This window comes from Nocardia tenerifensis NBRC 101015 (genome assembly GCF_000308715.1).
Classification (GTDB): domain Bacteria; phylum Actinomycetota; class Actinomycetes; order Mycobacteriales; family Mycobacteriaceae; genus Nocardia; species Nocardia tenerifensis.
The window spans coordinates 1-15,992 of sequence record NZ_BAGH01000055.1; the positions used below are offsets into that span (position 1 = coordinate 1).

At 67.3% G+C, this 15,992-nt stretch carries 23 protein-coding genes and 1 pseudogene; 23 read left to right on the plus strand and 1 reads right to left on the minus strand.

What is annotated here, in order from left to right:
- On the plus strand, positions 1-707 hold a 707-nt coding region (locus tag ON39_RS04575), incomplete at its 5' end, for a lipase family alpha/beta hydrolase (protein WP_051186303.1).
- 7 nt (positions 708-714) lie between these two features.
- Here the strand turns inward: ON39_RS04575 and ON39_RS04580 are convergent.
- Entirely contained in the window at positions 715-1,191 is a 477-nt protein-coding gene (locus ON39_RS04580) for a hotdog fold domain-containing protein (protein ID WP_040731328.1), read from the minus strand.
- A gap of 150 nt (positions 1,192-1,341) precedes the next feature.
- On the opposite strand from ON39_RS04580, the gene ON39_RS04585 reads away from it, so the two are divergent.
- From ON39_RS04585 to ON39_RS50395, 22 genes and pseudogenes are all read left to right on the plus strand, one after another.
- Positions 1,342-1,752, plus strand: coding sequence for a hypothetical protein (locus ON39_RS04585; RefSeq protein WP_040731330.1), 411 nt, complete (start codon positions 1,342-1,344; stop codon positions 1,750-1,752).
- Positions 1,753-2,274: 522 nt separating this feature from the next.
- Complete coding sequence (gene rpsJ / locus ON39_RS04590) at positions 2,275-2,580, plus strand: 30S ribosomal protein S10 (protein WP_003938093.1); 306 nt, start codon at positions 2,275-2,277, stop codon at positions 2,578-2,580.
- A 14-nt stretch (positions 2,581-2,594) separates the two neighbouring features.
- A complete protein-coding gene (rplC, locus tag ON39_RS04595; RefSeq protein WP_040731331.1) occupies positions 2,595-3,260 on the plus strand; it encodes a 50S ribosomal protein L3 in 666 nt (221 codons plus the stop codon).
- On the plus strand, positions 3,257-3,931 hold the full coding sequence (gene rplD / locus ON39_RS04600; protein ID WP_040731333.1) for a 50S ribosomal protein L4: 675 nt from the start codon (positions 3,257-3,259) through the stop codon (positions 3,929-3,931). Before rplC ends, rplD begins: the two co-directional genes overlap by 4 nt.
- Positions 3,928-4,233 (plus strand): 50S ribosomal protein L23, encoded by a 306-nt coding sequence (gene rplW / locus ON39_RS04605; RefSeq protein WP_040731336.1) that lies wholly within the window; start codon positions 3,928-3,930, stop codon positions 4,231-4,233. The genes rplD and rplW overlap by 4 nt, the downstream gene beginning before the upstream one ends.
- A gap of 33 nt (positions 4,234-4,266) precedes the next feature.
- Positions 4,267-5,106: a 50S ribosomal protein L2 gene (rplB, locus tag ON39_RS04610; RefSeq protein WP_040731337.1), complete on the plus strand. Its 840-nt coding sequence runs from the start codon at positions 4,267-4,269 to the stop codon at positions 5,104-5,106.
- A gap of 15 nt (positions 5,107-5,121) precedes the next feature.
- Positions 5,122-5,403: a 30S ribosomal protein S19 gene (gene rpsS / locus ON39_RS04615; protein ID WP_019045020.1), complete on the plus strand. Its 282-nt coding sequence runs from the start codon at positions 5,122-5,124 to the stop codon at positions 5,401-5,403.
- The gene (gene rplV, locus ON39_RS04620; protein WP_040731338.1) at positions 5,400-5,801 is read left to right on the plus strand and encodes a 50S ribosomal protein L22; all 402 of its coding nucleotides are present in this window, start codon (positions 5,400-5,402) and stop codon (positions 5,799-5,801) included. Before rpsS ends, rplV begins: the two co-directional genes overlap by 4 nt.
- A complete protein-coding gene (gene rpsC, locus ON39_RS04625; protein ID WP_040731339.1) occupies positions 5,802-6,605 on the plus strand; it encodes a 30S ribosomal protein S3 in 804 nt (267 codons plus the stop codon).
- Between the two features lie 4 nt (positions 6,606-6,609).
- Positions 6,610-7,026, plus strand: coding sequence for a 50S ribosomal protein L16 (gene rplP, locus ON39_RS04630; protein WP_025347180.1), 417 nt, complete (start codon positions 6,610-6,612; stop codon positions 7,024-7,026).
- Positions 7,026-7,265, plus strand: a complete 240-nt coding sequence (gene rpmC / locus ON39_RS04635; RefSeq protein ID WP_039822417.1) for a 50S ribosomal protein L29 — start codon at positions 7,026-7,028, stop codon at positions 7,263-7,265. The genes rplP and rpmC overlap by 1 nt, the downstream gene beginning before the upstream one ends.
- Positions 7,262-7,534 (plus strand): 30S ribosomal protein S17, encoded by a 273-nt coding sequence (rpsQ, locus tag ON39_RS04640; RefSeq protein ID WP_040731348.1) that lies wholly within the window; start codon positions 7,262-7,264, stop codon positions 7,532-7,534. The genes rpmC and rpsQ overlap by 4 nt, the downstream gene beginning before the upstream one ends.
- Positions 7,535-7,650: 116 nt before the next feature.
- Positions 7,651-7,914 (plus strand): DUF6364 family protein, encoded by a 264-nt coding sequence (locus tag ON39_RS04645; protein WP_040731393.1) that lies wholly within the window; start codon positions 7,651-7,653, stop codon positions 7,912-7,914.
- The gene (locus ON39_RS04650; protein WP_040731351.1) at positions 7,911-8,360 is read left to right on the plus strand and encodes a PIN domain-containing protein; all 450 of its coding nucleotides are present in this window, start codon (positions 7,911-7,913) and stop codon (positions 8,358-8,360) included. The genes ON39_RS04645 and ON39_RS04650 overlap by 4 nt, the downstream gene beginning before the upstream one ends.
- A 179-nt stretch (positions 8,361-8,539) precedes the next feature.
- Positions 8,540-9,343: a phosphatase gene (locus tag ON39_RS04655; protein ID WP_040731395.1), complete on the plus strand. Its 804-nt coding sequence runs from the start codon at positions 8,540-8,542 to the stop codon at positions 9,341-9,343.
- A 169-nt stretch (positions 9,344-9,512) separates the two neighbouring features.
- Positions 9,513-10,688, plus strand: coding sequence for an MFS transporter (locus ON39_RS04660; RefSeq protein ID WP_246002844.1), 1,176 nt, complete (start codon positions 9,513-9,515; stop codon positions 10,686-10,688).
- Between the two features lie 129 nt (positions 10,689-10,817).
- Positions 10,818-11,309 (plus strand): pyridoxamine 5'-phosphate oxidase family protein, encoded by a 492-nt coding sequence (locus ON39_RS04665; RefSeq protein ID WP_040731354.1) that lies wholly within the window; start codon positions 10,818-10,820, stop codon positions 11,307-11,309.
- 115 nt (positions 11,310-11,424) lie between these two features.
- Complete coding sequence (locus ON39_RS04670) at positions 11,425-11,832, plus strand: YciI family protein (RefSeq protein ID WP_040731357.1); 408 nt, start codon at positions 11,425-11,427, stop codon at positions 11,830-11,832.
- Positions 11,833-11,839: 7 nt separating this feature from the next.
- A complete protein-coding gene (locus ON39_RS04675) occupies positions 11,840-12,985 on the plus strand; it encodes an RNA polymerase sigma factor (protein WP_040731358.1) in 1,146 nt (381 codons plus the stop codon).
- Positions 12,986-13,302: 317 nt separating this feature from the next.
- A complete protein-coding gene (locus tag ON39_RS04680; protein ID WP_051186305.1) occupies positions 13,303-13,737 on the plus strand; it encodes an EXLDI protein in 435 nt (144 codons plus the stop codon).
- A gap of 199 nt (positions 13,738-13,936) precedes the next feature.
- A pseudogene (locus ON39_RS50390) lies at positions 13,937-14,814 on the plus strand (MMPL family transporter); the annotation flags it as partial.
- A 198-nt stretch (positions 14,815-15,012) separates the two neighbouring features.
- On the plus strand, positions 15,013-15,960 hold the full coding sequence (locus ON39_RS50395; RefSeq protein ID WP_255219229.1) for an MMPL family transporter: 948 nt from the start codon (positions 15,013-15,015) through the stop codon (positions 15,958-15,960).
- Positions 15,961-15,992 lie beyond the last annotated feature (32 nt).

The following is a 15,992-nucleotide window of genomic DNA, read 5'->3' on the forward strand; positions in this document are numbered from 1 at the left end:
GGTCCGAGGGGCACTGCGTGTTCGCCGCGAATCTCGGCCCGACGCCGGGCCTGCGTGACGTCGTGAGCGGCCAGGCCGGCTCCGGATCCATGGGTGTCGGCCCGGTCGGTGCCGCGATGCTCGGCCGCACCATCTACGGCGTCGGCGACATCGACCGCATGGCCACCGAGCTGAGCGATGTCGTGCAGGCCGTGCGCGCCGCGACCGGCGCCCGCCAGGTCGCGCTCGTCGGCCACTCCACCGGCGGCAACGTGATCCGGCAATACCTGCGCGCGCACGGCCCGGAGGCCGTGACGCAGGTGATCACCCTCGGCACCCCGTATCGGGGCTCCACCTGGGCCGGGCTGCGCACGAACTATCCGGACCTCGCCTCGCTCGGTCTGGAGAACGCGCAGATCGCCGCCCAGGTCTTCGGAACTCCGGGTCAGCAGCAGGTGGTTGGGTCACCGTTGCTGAACCGGCTGAACGCGGGAGGCGAGACCGTGCCCGGTGTCCGGTACACGGCGCTCGCCTCCCGCGCCGACGAGATCATCACCCCGCAGGAGACCGCGCTGCTGTCCGCGCCCACCGGCGACAATCGCAATATCTGGCTGCAGGACGGCTGCCCGACCGATATCGCCAATCACAGTGGGCTGCTGGGGGATACGCGCGCCGCCGCGGCCGTGCTCAGCGCATTGGCCAACGACAACCGCCCCCTGCCCTGCTGAACGGCGGCTACGCCGGGGTGACCCACGTGGTGATGTCGGCGTGCACGACCTCCAGGCCGTGCTTGTCGTAGATCGAGACCGGCACGATGAGGTCCCGGCCCTCGGTGACGGTCGCGAAGTCGGGGATCTCGTCCAGCTTCGCGACCGCCCGCAGGCTGGTCTCGGCCTTGGCCAGGTACTGCACGTTCATCGCCTTGGGGATCCAGCGATGGGTGCTCGGCACGGTCGCCTCGCTGAGCATGCCCATCGCCACCTCGGCCAGGTTGCAGGCCGCGATGGCGTGGTAGGTGCCGAGATGGTTGTGGATGCCGAACCACTTCGGCGAGGTCACCTCGCACAGGCCCGGCTCGAGGCGCACGACGCTCGGCAGCACCGTGCCGAAGTACGGCACCCGCGCCACCATGCCAAGGGAGAACAGCGTGTGGCCGAGCCGGTTGTCCGGCAGTTTCTTCCAGCTGCGGAGGGTCGCAGTCTCTTTCGTCATGCGCTCATCTTACTGCCGAGTAAGTTAGCGTCGCGCGGTGTGTCCCGATTACCTGGTTCTCTGCTATGTTGTTCGGTTGCGCCGAGCTGAGGCGCGGCTGGGGCCGTCCCCATTTCCATTGGCGGATAAGGGAACTGGGAGTTCTGAAGCATGGGTATTCGTACTGCCGTCGCGGCGTCGGCCATCGCGCTCGGTGGCGCCGCCATCGCGGCATCGGCCGGTGCGGGCCAAGCCGCCGCCTTCACGCCGGTGATCGCGCCGGAGGACGGCATCTACCTCGGCGTCGACCTCGATCACAACGAGACGGTCGCGCTGCAGCGCAGCCCGCTCGTCGGGATGCTCAACGGCCCGCTGACCACCGACGGCCTCTTCTACGTCGACGAGAAGTCGGTCTATCAGGGCGGCGTGGAAATCGACGGCATCCGCTACCAAGAAGACCTGGACTTCGCTGGGGTCACCGGCGAGGCCGCGAGCACGCGGAGCGGGACGATCTCGCTCGCCGTCGTCGACCCCGCCGTATTCGCGGGCTCGAGGTACGTGATTCTCCAGGTGCTCGGCTGATCGGATCGGCCGAGGATCTCGGCTGATAATGACGAGCGGCGGCGGCTGTCGCGGTTCCCCGGAACCGCTGCTCCGCCGCCGTCGTTGTTCTCGGTGTCACCGCGATGACCTGCGCTGAGCCGCTCGCGGGGGGCGGATTTGAAGTAGCCGAGCGCGTCGGGCATACTGTTCGGGTTGCCTTGCACCGGGCCGTGCCTGTTTCCGAGTGAAGCGGGATGGCTAGGCGGGGCGAGCAGTGCCAATCGTGTACCTCGCTGGTTTGTCCGGCGCGGGTACGTCCGGGACTCGTGTTCCAGGCCTAGATGAAGTTCGATCGGGGCCGAGGAATGAGCGGATGGGCGACACGCCCGACCGCGTGGACCGGAGAACCATGACAGATGAACAGCGGCGAGGGTCGAGCATGCGTGCTCGGTCGTGGTCTCACGTGAGACGTCTTCGTGTGTTCGGGCTGTGCAAATAGAGGGTGGTGCGGAAGCCAGCTTCCGGATCACGAAGGTATAAGCGGAGAAAAGGACACTTAGCGTGGCGGGACAGAAGATCCGCATCAGGCTCAAGGCCTACGACCACGAGGCGATCGACGCGTCAGCGCGCAAGATCGTCGAGACGGTGACCCGCACCGGGGCCCGTGTGGTCGGGCCGGTGCCGTTGCCGACCGAGAAGAACGTGTACTGCGTCATCCGTTCGCCGCACAAGTACAAGGACTCGCGCGAGCACTTCGAGATGCGTACGCACAAGCGGCTTATCGACATCCTCGACCCGACGCCGAAGACCGTCGACGCGCTCATGCGCATCGACCTCCCGGCCAGCGTCGACGTCAACATTCAGTGACGGGGACTGGAGATATGACTGACAACAAGAACAGGCCCGCGGCGGGCATCCTCGGCACCAAGCTCGGGATGACCCAGGTGTTCGACGAGAAGAACCGCGTCGTTCCCGTGACCGTCATCAAGGCCGGTCCGAACGTGATCACCCAGATCCGCACCGTGGAGCGCGACGGCTACAGCGCCGTCCAGGTCGCCTTCGGCGCCATCGACCCGCGCAAGGTGAACAAGCCGGTCTCCGGCCAGTTCGCCAAGGCCGGTGTCACGCCGCGCCGCCACGTCGCCGAGATCCGCGTCGCCGACGCGTCCACCTTCGAGGTCGGCCAGGAGATCAACGCCGACGTCTTCGAAGAGGGCACCTACGTCGACGTGACGGGCACCAGCAAGGGCAAGGGCTTCGCCGGCACCATGAAGCGCCACGGCTTCGCCGGTCAGGGCGCCTCGCACGGTGCGCAGGCCGTGCACCGTCGCCCCGGCTCCATCGGTGGCTGCGCCACCCCCGGCCGCGTGTTCAAGGGCATGCGCATGTCGGGCCGCATGGGTAACGACCGCGTCACCACGCAGAACCTGTCGGTGCACAAGGTCGACGCCGAAAACGGCCTGCTGCTGATCAAGGGCGCGATCCCGGGTCGCCGCGGCAACGTCGTGATCGTCAAGAGCGCAGTGAAGGGTGGTGCGCACGCATGACCAGCCTGGAGAAGAAGGCCAACCTGACCCTTCCGGTCAAGGAGCAGGGCGGCAAGACCAATGGCACCGTCGAGCTCCCCTCGGAGATCTTCGACGTGACCGCGAACATCTCGCTGATGCACCAGGTGGTCATCGCGCAGCTGGCCGCGGCCCGCCAGGGCACGCACTCCACCAAGACCCGCGGTGAAGTCCGCGGCGGTGGCAAGAAGCCGTACCGGCAGAAGGGCACCGGCCGCGCCCGTCAGGGCTCGACCCGCGCGCCGCAGTTCACCGGCGGTGGCACCGTGCACGGCCCGCAGCCGCGCGACTACAGCCAGCGCACCCCGAAGAAGATGGTCCGCGCCGCGCTGCGCGGAGCCCTCTCGGACCGGGCGCGTAACGAGCGCATCCACGTGATCACCGAACTGGTCGCCGGGCAGACCCCGTCGACCAAGACGGCCAAGAGCTTCCTCGCGGAGCTGTCGGACCGCAAGAAGTTCCTGCTCGTCCTCGGACGTGAGGACATCGCGGCCTGGAAGAGCGTGCAGAACCTCGAGTTCGTGCACCCGATCGCGCCGGACCAGCTCAACACCTATGACGTGCTGGAAAGCGACGAGGTCGTGTTCAGCGTGGAGGCCCTCAACGCCTTCGTGCACGGCCCCGCCGAGGCGGCACAGGAGGAGAGCAAGTGACCACCATCGCCGACCCCCGCGACATCCTGCTGGCGCCGGTCATCTCGGAGAAGTCCTACGGACTCATCGAGGAAGGCACCTACACCTTCATCGTGCACCCGGACTCCAACAAGACGCAGATCAAGATCGCCGTCGAGAAGGTCTTCGGTGTCACGGTTACCAGCGTCAACACCGCCAACCGTCAGGGCAAGCGCAAGCGGACCCGCTTCGGTTACGGCAAGCGCAAGAACACCAAGCGCGCGCTCGTGACCATCTCGGCCGACAGCAAGCCCATCGAGATCTTCGGAGGCCCGGTCGCGTAAGCGCCTGGGACCCCAGAAAGAAGAGAAGAACTCATGGCAATTCGTAAGTACAAGCCGACAACCCCGGGTCGCCGCGGGTCGTCCGTTTCGGACTTCGCTGAGATCACTCGGTCGACCCCCGAGAAGTCGCTGATCCGCCCGCTGCACAGCAAGGGTGGTCGTAACGCGCACGGCCGCATCACCACCCGTCACCGCGGCGGCGGCCACAAGCGGGCCTACCGTCTGATCGACTTCCGTCGCCTGGACAAGGACGGCATCCCCGCCAAGGTCGCGCACATCGAGTACGACCCGAACCGCACCGCGAACATCGCGCTGCTGCACTTCGTGGACGGCGAGAAGCGCTACATCATCGCGCCCAAGGGCGTGGTGCAGGGCACCCCGATCGAGTCCGGCCCCACGGCCGACATCAAGCCGGGCAACAACCTGCCGCTGCGCAACATCCCCACCGGTACCACCATCCACGCGGTGGAGCTGCGTCCCGGCGGCGGCGCGAAGATGGCCCGTTCGGCCGGGTCCAGCATCCAGCTGCTCGGTAAGGAAGGCACCTACGCCACGCTGCGTATGCCCTCCGGCGAGATCCGCCGCGTCGACGTGCGCTGCCGCGCCACCGTCGGCGAGGTCGGCAACGCCGAGCAGTCGAACATCAACTGGGGCAAGGCCGGCCGCATGCGCTGGAAGGGCCGTCGCCCCACCGTCCGCGGTGTCGTGATGAACCCCGTCGACCACCCGCACGGTGGTGGTGAGGGCAAGACCTCCGGTGGTCGCCACCCGGTCTCGCCGTGGGGTCAGCCGGAAGGCCGCACCCGCAAGCCCAACCGCCCGAGCGACAAGCTCATCGTCCGCCGCCGCAAGTCCGGCAAGAACAAGCGCTGAAGGAGGAGGTAAGAAATGCCACGCAGCCTCAAGAAAGGCCCGTTCGTCGACGACCACCTCCTCGCGAAGGTGGACGTGCAGAACGAGAAGGGCACGAAGCAGGTCATCAAGACCTGGTCGCGTCGTTCGACCATCATCCCCGATTTCATCGGCCACACCTTCGCCGTCCACGACGGTCGCAAGCACGTGCCGGTGTTCGTCTCGGACAACATGGTCGGGCACAAGCTCGGTGAGTTCGCGCCGACCAGGACGTTCAAGAGCCACGTCAAGGACGACCGGAAGAGCAAGCGGCGATGACGACTGACACTCAGAATCCGACTGCACGCGCGACTGCGAAGCATGTTCGCGTGACCCCGATGAAGGCGCGTCGCGTCGTGGACCTGGTCCGCGGCAAGCGAGTCGAGGACGCCCTGGCGATCCTGAAGTTCGCGCCGCAGGCCGCGAGCGAGCCGGTCGCCAAGGTCGTGGCCAGCGCCGCGGCGAACGCCGAGAACAACCTCGGCCTGAACCCGTCCACCCTGGTCATCTCGACGGCCTACGTCGACGAGGGTGCGACCATGAAGCGGTTCCAGCCGCGCGCCCAGGGCCGTGCGTTCCGAATTCGCAAGCGCACCAGCCACATCACCATCGAGGTCGAGAGCATCCCCACCGCCGGTGGAGCAACTCGCAACCGCCGGAAGGGAGGGGCAAAGTAAATGGGTCAGAAAATCAACCCCCATGGCTTCCGCCTCGGTATCACCACCGACTGGAAGTCGCGTTGGTACGCGGACAAGCAGTACGCGGACTACGTGAAGGAAGACGTCGCCATTCGCAAGCTCCTCGCCACCGGCATGGAGCGGGCGGGCATCTCCAAGGTGGAGATCGAGCGGACGCGGGATCGCGTTCGTGTTGATATCCACACCGCTCGTCCGGGCATCGTCATCGGCCGCCGCGGCGCCGAGGCCGATCGCATCCGGGCCGAGCTGGAGAAGCTCACCAAGAAGCAGGTGCAGCTGAACATCCTCGAGGTCAAGAACCCCGAGTCGGACGCGCAGCTCGTCGCGCAGGCCGTGGCCGAGCAGCTGTCCAACCGCGTCGCGTTCCGTCGTGCGATGCGCAAGGCCATCCAGTCGGCCATGCGTTCGCCGAACGTCAAGGGCATCCGCGTGCAGTGCTCGGGCCGCCTCGGCGGCGCCGAAATGTCGCGCTCGGAGTTCTACCGCGAGGGTCGCGTCCCGCTGCACACGCTGCGTGCCGACATCGACTACGGCCTCTACGAGGCCAAGACCACCTTCGGTCGCATCGGCGTGAAGGTCTGGATCTACAAGGGCGACATCGTCGGTGGCAAGCGTGAGCTCGCCGCCGCCAGCGCGCCGGCCGGCGATCGCGATCGTCCGCGCCGCGAGCGTCCGTCTCGCCCGCGTCGGTCCGGCTCGGCCGGTACCACGGCGACCAGCACCGAGGCCGGTCGCGCCGCCACCGCGGTGGTGGACGCTCCGGCAGAGACACAGGAGGGCTGACGCAATGCTGATGCCTCGTAAGGTCAAGCACCGCAAGCAGCATCACCCGGGTCGCTCCGGCATGGCCAAGGGCGGCACCTCGGTGGCGTTCGGCGAGTTCGGCATCCAGGCGCTGGAGCCCGCTTACGTGACCAACCGGCAGATCGAGTCGGCGCGTATCGCGATGACCCGCCACATCAAGCGTGGCGGCAAGATCTGGATCAACATCTACCCGGATCGCCCGCTCACCAAGAAGCCGGCCGAGACCCGCATGGGTTCCGGTAAGGGTTCGCCGGAGTGGTGGATCGCGAACGTCAAGCCCGGCCGCGTGATGTTCGAGATGAGTTACCCCAATGAGGAGATCGCTCGCGAGGCCCTGCGCCGCGCGATGCACAAGCTCCCGATGAAGTGCAGGATCGTGACCAGGGAGGAGCAGTTCTGATGGCTACCGAAACGCCGGCCGCAGAGCTCCGCGAGCTCACCGAAGAAGAGTTGGTGCAGAAGCTGCGCGACTCCAAGGAAGAGCTGTTCAACCTGCGCTTCCAGATGGCGACGGGTCAGCTGGACAACAACCGTCGGCTGCGCGTGGTCCGTCACGAGATCGCGCGCATCTACACGGTCATGCGCGAGCGCGAGCTCGGTCTGGCCTCCGGACCCGCTGACAAGGGAGATGCGGCATGAGCGAACAGAAAGTCGAAGAGCGCAACAGCCGCAAGGTTCGTACCGGCTACGTTGTCTCGGACAAGATGAACAAGACGATCGTCGTCGAGCTGGAAGACCGTAACCGGCACTCGCTCTACGGCAAGATCATTCGCACCACCTCCAAGGTGAAGGCGCATGACGAGAACGAGATCGCCGGCATCGGCGACCGCGTCCAGCTGATGGAGACCCGACCGCTGTCGGCCACCAAGCGCTGGCGTCTGGTCGAGGTGCTGGAGAAGGCCAAGTAAGCCTTTTCGGTTCATGGTCGAAGGCCCGCTTCCCACTTGGGAAGCGGGCCTTCGTTTTTGCGCTGCAAACTTCTATTCCACAGTAATTAGCGTGGGCCACGTGATAGTCTGTGGACATGTCCAAACGAAATGTGACGTTACAGCTCGATGAGGAGTTGATCACGGAGGCCAAAGTGGTCGCGGCAAGGCGGGGCACCTCGGTCAGCGCGCTTCTGGCCCAACAGTTGCGCGAGCTCCTCGCTGATGCCGCTCGCTACGAGGCCGCCAAAGTTCAGGCGTTGGAGTTGATGGCGAAGGCGGCGGGGCGTACAGGCGGCAGCGGTCCCGTCACCTGGAAGCGCGAAGATCTCTACGATCGTGCTGGAGGACGTTACCAATGAACTCCGAAAGAACCTTCGTAGATACCAACATCCTCTTTTACGCCTACGACTCCGGAAGCGACGACCCACGCAACGAGATCGCCCGAGAAGTCCTCGCGGATCTCTGGGACCGCGAAGTCGGCTTGCTGAGCACGCAGGTCCTTCAGGAGTTCTATTCGGTCGCCACGCGCAAATTCAAGACGAAGTTGAGTCCGGCCGAACTCCGTCGAATCATCGCGCTCTACAGCGAATGGTGCATCCGCGATACGGATCCGCTGATGGTCCTGAACGCGTCCTTCCTCGCCGAGCAACACACCGTGTCCTGGTACGACGCGCTGATCATCGAGGCCGCGTCTCGCTCCGGCGCGAAATACCTACTGACGGAAGACCTTCAGCACGGACGTGACTTCTGCGGCCTCGAGATCCGAAACCCGTTCCTGGAGTTGGGGGATCGGGCAACCGTCTGAATCCGGCGGCTAGAGCGAATGTTTCGCTGGTGCTGAGCGCATGTGGTGGTGAGTGCGCGAGCGGGATGCCGTCACGCGCAGGCTCGTCCTTGTAGTGTCGAGTTGACGGCGAAACGGACACTGCGTCGATGCACCCGGCCTCGATGGCGGCGTCGGCCGATGCGGAGGTGGGATTGTTGGTGCAGCCATATGATCGGGCGCTGCTACGGAAGCATCTGTTGCAGACGCGGATAGCGGGAGACGTCGCGACGCCGCGCGAGGGAAACCTGGCGCACTACCGCAGGATGGTCGCGAAAGATCCCGGCTACCAGTTCGGCTTGGCGCTGAAGGATTGGACCTTCGAGGAGACGCTGGACATGATGGCCCGGCTGTGCGGCGTCGATCCCGATCCGCGACACCGGCAGGGCGCCGACACCATCGGCGTCGACCTGACCATCGACGCGCTGGACGACATGGGCGCGAGAATCGGGCGCGCCGCGCGCGAACAAGAGACTGTGCTGCTGGCGACCGGTCACCCCGCCACGCTCATGGGCGTCTATCGCGCCGTCGAGGACGCGCTGCACAACGCGGGCTGCACCGTGCTGACCCCCGCCGCAGGCTGGTCGTATCAGGTGATCACGGCCAACGGATCGCGAGTGCGCGAGATCGTCTACACCTCGGGCGTCGCCGCGCTCAGCACCGGCGGCCGGTTGCAGCACACCCACGACCCGAACCCGATGCAGGCCATGCTCCAGGAACTCCACGACGCCCCCGAACCGCGATCCTGGCCCGACCTCGTCATCGCCGACCACGGCTGGGCCGGCGCCTCGGGCGAGGCCGGCATCGACACAGTCGGGTTCGCCGACTGCAACGACCCCGCCCTCTTCGCGGGCCACGCCGAAGGCAAGATCGCCGTCACCGTGCCGCTGGACGACGGTGTCTTCCCCGAGTACTACGAGCCCATGATCGACTACCTCCTCGACCGCGCGGGCCTCGCCGCCTGACCCGTCGCCCGCCTGGGGGCGAAAGGCGTACCAGCCCTTACCCGTTGGGCGGTCGTCGAGTTTCCTGGACGTGCTGAAAATTCATGGGATAAATCGCTGGCGGCTTGTCGGTGAGGCGTGACAAGCTCGGTTGGTGCGGTCCTATCGGGTGGTGTTGTCGAGTGCGGCGGTGCGAAATGTATTGCTGCTCGGGGCCCTGGTGCGTATCCCGTTATTCGCGGGGGCCGTGCTGCTCGCACTGCACGTCGTGCAGACGCTGCACGGGTCGTACGTGCAGGCCGGTGCGCTGAGCACGATCGTCACGGTGTGCATCGCGCTGAGCGGGCCGTGGCGCGGGCGGCTGCTCGATCGGTTCGGGCTGCGCCGCACCATCGCTCCGTCCATCCTGATCGGCGCGGTGTGCTGGTCGATCGCGCCGTTCGTCGACTACGTCCCGCTGCTCGTCCTGGCCGCCGTCGCCGGCCTCTTCGACGTCCCCATCTTCACCGTGGTGCGGCAGGCGGTCATCGCCGCGACCACCGAGCAGAACCGGCAGCCCGCGCTGGCCCTGGAGGCCGTGTCGGTCGAGTGCGCCTTCATGGTCGGGCCGATCGTCGGCGTCGCCGCCGCGGGTATCTGGTCGACGACGATGGTGCTGTTCTTCGTCCAGATGACGCTGGTGCTCGCGGGCATCCTGCTGTGGGTGCGCAATCCGCCGCTGCGCTCCGCCGAGGACGCCGACCAGGCGAGCTCCGTTGCGGTCCCGCGCCGCAGCTGGTTCCGGATGGAGTTCGTCGCCCTGTGCGTCGGGGCGAGCGCGGCCATCGCCGTGCTCGCCGCCTCCGAGCTGACCTTCGTCTCGGCGATCCGCGAGTTCGGGGCGCAGCAGTGGCTCGGTGTGGTCCTGGCGGTCTGGGGTTTCGGCTCGGTGGTCGGCGGCCTCTTCTACGGCGCGCTGCACCGGCCGATCTCGACCTACCTCCTGCTCGCGGGCTTGGGTGCGGTCACCCTCCCGATGGCCTTCGCCATCGGCCCGATCTCCCTCGCCATCACCGGCTTGGTCGCCGGATTGTGCTGCGCCCCAACGATTACCGCCTCCATCGATCAGATGAGCCGAATAGTCCCCGAGGGCGGCCGGGGCGAGGCCATCGGCTGGCACAGCGCCGCCCTGACCCTCGGCAACGGAATCGGCAGCTCCCTGGCGGGTGTCGCCATCGACGCGGGCGGCTTCCCGGCGGGTTTCGGCGCCGCGGCCGCCCTCGGCGTGGGTGTCGGCCTCGGTCTGCCCCTGCTGCTCGCTCTGCGTGGGCGTCGCCGTCCCGCGCTCGAGCAGGAACCGGCGGCCAGCGGCCACATCGGCGCCTGAACCGCGTACGAACCACTGCCGAGTCCCTCGGTGAAAATTTGCGCGCTTCCTCATGTCGAGAATGCGCGGTCGGCTCCGTCCCAGGTCTGTAAGCCCACGCGACCAGACCATGACAACGGAGGTACGACCATGCACGCCACCGAGATCGCCGAGATCCTGAACCGCCCGCTCAGCCAGGAACTGCTGGCCCGCGAGCTGACCCGACTGGCCTACGTCGCCAAGGACGGCACACCCCGCAACGTCCCGATCGGATTCACCTGGAACGGCTCGCAGATCGTCCTGTGCACGACGACGAACGCCCCCAAACTGCCTGCCCTGCGCCATAATCCGGCCGTCGCCCTGACCATCGACACCGAGGCGTTCCCGCCCCAGATCCTGCTCGTCCGCGGCCGCGCCGAGCTGGACGTGGTCGACGGCATCCCGGACGAGTACCTGCAGAGCAGCGGCACCTACAAGATGACGCCCGAGCAGCGGGTGCACTGGGAGGCGGAGGTGCGCTCGCTCTACTCCAGCATGGTCCGGATCGTCGTCACCCCGACCTGGGTGAAGCTGATCGACTTCGAGACGACCCTGCCCAGCGCGGTCGAGGAGCTGATCCAGCAGCGGGACCAGCGCCCCTGACGGCTCGTCGAAACTCGCCGAAAGAACTTCCCCGAAGGATGTCGAGAACTCGCGCTCGGCTCCGTCCCTGAACCGAGTACGGCCACAATGGGCCGAACCGCACGAGGAGTACACAATGACCAAGTACCTGTTTCTGAAGCACTACCGCGGCGCACCCGCGTCGGTCAACGACGTGCCGATGGATCAGTGGACGCCGGAGGAGTTCACGGCGCACATCCAGTACATGGAGGATTTCGCCGCCCGGCTCGAGGAGACCGGCGAGTTCGTCGGGCATCAGGCGATCGCGCCGGAGGGCACGTTCGTCCGCTACGACGGCGAGGGCCGGCCCCCGGTCACCGACGGACCGTTCGCGGAGACGAAGGACCTCATCGCCGGGTGGATGATCATCGACGTCGAGACCTACGAGCGGGCGCTCGAACTGGCCGCCGAACTATCCGCGGCGCCGGGCGCGGGCGGCAAGCCGATTCACGAGTGGCTCGAGGTGCGCCCGCTCTTGTCCGCGCCGCCGACCATCACGGAGTGAGCGAGGCGTGGACGAGTCGCTGGTGCGGACCCTCGCCCCGACCGTGATCGGCATCCTCGTCCGCCGCGGCGCCGACTTCGCGGCGGCCGAGGACGCCGTGCAGGACGCGCTGCTCGAGGCCGTGCGGGTATGGCCCGTCGATCCGCCGCGTGACCCGAAGGGCTGGCTGGTCGCGGTGGCCTGGCGTAAGTTCCTCGACGCCGTTCGCGCCGACAACTCGCGGCGGGACCGCGAGATTCGCGTCGAGATCGAGCCGCCGCCGGGCCCGAGCGAGGTCGAGGACGACACACTGCGACTGTATTTCCTCTGCGCTCACCCGTCCCTGACACCGGGTTCGGCCGTCGCGCTCACGTTGCGCGCGGTGGGCGGTCTGACCACGCGGCAGATCGCCCAGGCCTACCTGGTGCCGGAGGCGACCATGGCCCAGCGGATCAGCCGGGCCAAGCGGACGGTCGCCGACGTCCGGTTCGATCAGCCCGGCGACGTCGCCACCGTGCTGCGCGTGCTGTACCTGGTTTTCAACGAGGGTTACTCGGGCGACGTCGATTTGGCGGCGGAGGCGATCCGGCTCACCCGCCAGCTGGCGCGGATGACCAAGCACGAGGAGGTCGCGGGGCTGCTCGCGCTGATGCTGCTGCACCACGCGCGCCGCGCGGCCAGGACCGGCCCCGACGGCAGCCTCGTGCCGCTCGCCGAGCAGGATCGCGGCCGATGGAACACCCGGCTGATCGCCGAGGGTGTCGACATCCTGCAGGCGGCCCTCGCCCGCGATCGGCTCGGCGAGTTCCAGGCCCAGGCCGCCATCGCCGCGCTGCACGCCGATGCCCGCACGGCCGAGGAGACCGACTGGGTGCAGATCGTGGAGTGGTACGACGAACTGGTGCGTCTCACCGACAGCCCGGTGGCCCGGCTCAACCGGGCCGTGGCGGTCGGCGAGGCGGACGGCCCGCGCGCGGGTTTGGCGGCGCTGGCGCGGCTCGACCCCGCGCTGCCGCGCTACGCCGCGGTCGCCGCCTACCTGCACGAGCGCGACGGTGACCCGGTGACCGCCGCTCGCCTCTATGCCGAGGCCGCGAACTCGGCGCACAGCCTCCCGGAACGCGATCACCTCACCCGGCAGGCCGCCCGGCTCAACACCCGGCTTCGCGGCTGACCACTGCACGCCTTGGCTGACGACCGTCCGTCTCTGCTGATTGAGCGCACGCTTCGGCTGACCGCCGCACGCCGCGGCTGACCGAGCGCACGCCTCGGGCGACCTGCCGAATGGCAAAACACTGCTAGCTGGAGACCAACTTCTCGCCAGGTCTTGCGCTATACGTATACATCTACATATAGTTGGCTCGGAATGAGCGCCTGATGCGCATCGGGGTAAGGGATGAACACAGCTCTGCGGGGGTCGACGGCTGACGAGGGGTTCGTCGCCCACTCGGCCTATGCGCGCATGCGCAACTGAATATGAATGGAGCCATCATGGATACGCGGCACGCCGGTACAGGCGACGAGGTTGTCGGTCTCGACAAGGGGGAGGAATTCCGCGAAGTCGTGGTGAAGGTGGGGCCAGGAGGCGGGCGGGCACAGCGGTTCGTCGGCCGGCTCCTGGGCGAGTCGACCCACTTCACCTCCGCGGGAATCGAACTGATCCGGGTTTACCTGGGGCGCAAGGGAAAGTACGCGGTGCACAGGCAGGCGACGGACTGGACCGACTTCGCCGTGATGTCCGATTGGGTCAAGGACTTCCGCAAGGACTGGCGCCAAAGCCTCGAACTCGACGATCGGCGCTGGAGCGACTCCACCCTGGACGTGGCGAATTCGTTCGAGGAACTCCGAGATCGCTTGCCCGCCAGAGTTTTCCGCACGCTCACCGATCCCACCGAACATCCGTCCGTCGAGACCCTCGACATCTGAGCCGCGGCTCGGATACCGAAAGGAATTGTCCCCCATGTTCGCTCGGCTCGGCCGGCTGGTCGTCCACCACCCGTGGAAGGTGATCGGCCTGTGGCTGCTCATCATCGTCGGTGTGGTGGCGGCGGCGCCGAAACTCACCTCGACCACCGACCAATCCGACTTCCTGCCTTCGCATTACGAGTCGATTCAGGCTCTCGACATGCAGCAGAAGGCTTTTCCGCAGAGCGCGGCGCCCTCCGCCCTGATCGTCTTCGCGCGGTCGGACGGCGCGCAGTTGAGCGAGGGGGACACGGCTTCGGTCGCGTCGATCGGCGCGAAACTCACCGACGCGCACATCAAGGACGTCATCGGTCTACAGGCGATCCCACCGTCGGAGAATCGGCTGATCCAGGTCATCGCGGTGCAGCTGACGAAGATCACCAGCGCGAGCGACACCACGCAGAGTGACGCGGTGAAGGCGCTGCGCGACGCGTTGCAGGCGCAGGTGAAGGACACCGACCTCAAGGCGGGCATCACCGGTCAGGCCGCGCAGATGCTGGACCAGGTGGAGTCGAGCAACAAGGGCATGGCCATCATCGGCGCCGCGACGATCATCCTGATCCTCGTGCTGCTGCTGATCATCTTCCGCAGTCCGGTGATCGCGCTGCTGCCGATCGTCACCATCGGCGCGGTCTCCAGCCTCGTCTCCGGGCTGATCGCCATGGTGGCCAAGGCTTTCGACCTCAAGATCGACAGTTCGGTGAACGCCATTCTGCTGGTGGTGCTGTTCGGCGTCGGCACCGACTACATCCTGTTCCTGATGTTCCGCTACCGGGAACGGCTGCGGGCGGGGAGGACCCGAAGACGGCCATGGTCAGCGCCGTGACCAGGGTCGGCGAGGCCATCACCTCCGCGGCGGCCGCGGTGATCATCGCCTTCATGGCACTGACCCTGTCCACGCTCGGCATGTTCCGGGCGCTCGGCCCCGCGCTGGCGATCGCGGTCGCGGTGGCATTGTTCGCGGGGCTGACGCTGGTGCCCGCCGTCGTCTCGCTGTTGGGCACCAAGGTTTTCTGGCCGTCCAAGGCCTGGCGGACGGAGCCGAAGGGGGCGCGGTTCGCCGCGCTCGGCACGGCGCTCGGCCGTCGTCCCGCGGTGTTCGCCCTGGTCTCCGGCGGCGTGCTCGTCGTGCTCGGCATCGTGGCCGTCGGGTTCAACCCGACCTTCGATCTGAGTTCCGGCTCGACCTCGGACGCGTCCGAATCGGTGGTCTACAACAAGGAATTGCTCAAGGGCATGCCCGCGGGCGCCACTCAACCCTCGGACGTGCTGCTGCACTCGACGGGCGGTGCGCTGGCCGGCGATCAGCTGACGACGTACCGCGCGGCGCTGACCGCGGTGCCGGGGGTCGGCCAGGTGGCCGAGCCGCTGCTGTCCGCGGACAAGGCGACCGCCAACTTCCAGGTGACGCTCGCCGCGGCCCCCGAATCGGACGCCGCGCTCGAGACGGTTCGCGGTGCGCTACGCGATGCCGCGCACGCGGCGGCTCCGGCCGGAACGACCGCGGCCGTCGGCGGCATGACGGCGGTCTTCGTCGACTTCCAGGACGCGATGAATCACGACTACGCGATCGTGTTCCCGGTGGCCGCCGTCTTGATCATGATCGTGCTCGGGTTGCTGCTGCGCAGCTTGGTCGCGCCGTGGTACCTGATGGCCTCGGTGTTCCTCGGATTCGCGGCGACGCTCGGCGCGGCGGTGCTGGTGTTCCAGCACATGCAGGGAGAGACCGGGCTGATCTTCACGCTGCCGGTGATCATGTACCTGTTCGTGGTGGCGCTCGGCACGGACTACAACATCCTGATGGTCGCCCGCCTGCGGGAGGAGGCCCGCGCGGGGCACGAGCCGAGACAGGCTGCGGCGCTTGCCCTTCGGCACACCGGTCCGACGGTCGCGGCGGCGGGCTTGATCCTCGCGGGCACCTTCGCGTCGATGATGCTGGCAGGCAACAATGTGCTCTCGCAGATGGGATTCGCCATCTCGGTCGGCATCGGGATCGCCGCCTTCGTGATGGCGATGTTCTTCACCCCCGCGCTGACCGCCCTGCTCGGGCACCGCGCGTGGTGGCCGGGGCATGGGGACGAACAGTCCGGCTCGGCGGATCGGGGCGAGACGTTCGACATGCGAGACGATCGCACGCTGGCCGCGCCCGGTGGTCAGTGGACCAGCAGTGGTGAACGGCGGTAGATAGCACGAAAGGCTGCCCTCCCGAGTTACCA

What these genes read in the sequence shown, in the direction of transcription:
- ON39_RS04580 (WP_040731328.1), bottom strand. Translation starts at nt 1,191, where the DNA reads ATGACGAAAGAGACTGCGACCCTCCGCAGCTGGAAGAAACTGCCGGAC.
- ON39_RS04585 (WP_040731330.1), top strand. Translation starts at nt 1,342, where the DNA reads ATGGGTATTCGTACTGCCGTCGCGGCGTCGGCCATCGCGCTCGGTGGC.
- rplC (WP_040731331.1), top strand. Translation starts at nt 2,595, where the DNA reads ATGACTGACAACAAGAACAGGCCCGCGGCGGGCATCCTCGGCACCAAG.
- rplD (WP_040731333.1), top strand. Translation starts at nt 3,257, where the DNA reads ATGACCAGCCTGGAGAAGAAGGCCAACCTGACCCTTCCGGTCAAGGAG.
- rplB (WP_040731337.1), top strand. Translation starts at nt 4,267, where the DNA reads ATGGCAATTCGTAAGTACAAGCCGACAACCCCGGGTCGCCGCGGGTCG.
- rpsS (WP_019045020.1), top strand. Translation starts at nt 5,122, where the DNA reads ATGCCACGCAGCCTCAAGAAAGGCCCGTTCGTCGACGACCACCTCCTC.
- rplV (WP_040731338.1), top strand. Translation starts at nt 5,400, where the DNA reads ATGACGACTGACACTCAGAATCCGACTGCACGCGCGACTGCGAAGCAT.
- rpsC (WP_040731339.1), top strand. Translation starts at nt 5,802, where the DNA reads ATGGGTCAGAAAATCAACCCCCATGGCTTCCGCCTCGGTATCACCACC.
- rplP (WP_025347180.1), top strand. Translation starts at nt 6,610, where the DNA reads ATGCTGATGCCTCGTAAGGTCAAGCACCGCAAGCAGCATCACCCGGGT.
- rpmC (WP_039822417.1), top strand. Translation starts at nt 7,026, where the DNA reads ATGGCTACCGAAACGCCGGCCGCAGAGCTCCGCGAGCTCACCGAAGAA.
- rpsQ (WP_040731348.1), top strand. Translation starts at nt 7,262, where the DNA reads ATGAGCGAACAGAAAGTCGAAGAGCGCAACAGCCGCAAGGTTCGTACC.
- ON39_RS04645 (WP_040731393.1), top strand. Translation starts at nt 7,651, where the DNA reads ATGTCCAAACGAAATGTGACGTTACAGCTCGATGAGGAGTTGATCACG.
- ON39_RS04650 (WP_040731351.1), top strand. Translation starts at nt 7,911, where the DNA reads ATGAACTCCGAAAGAACCTTCGTAGATACCAACATCCTCTTTTACGCC.
- ON39_RS04665 (WP_040731354.1), top strand. Translation starts at nt 10,818, where the DNA reads ATGCACGCCACCGAGATCGCCGAGATCCTGAACCGCCCGCTCAGCCAG.
- ON39_RS04670 (WP_040731357.1), top strand. Translation starts at nt 11,425, where the DNA reads ATGACCAAGTACCTGTTTCTGAAGCACTACCGCGGCGCACCCGCGTCG.
- ON39_RS04680 (WP_051186305.1), top strand. Translation starts at nt 13,303, where the DNA reads ATGGATACGCGGCACGCCGGTACAGGCGACGAGGTTGTCGGTCTCGAC.
- ON39_RS50395 (WP_255219229.1), top strand. Translation starts at nt 15,013, where the DNA reads ATGCCCGCGGGCGCCACTCAACCCTCGGACGTGCTGCTGCACTCGACG.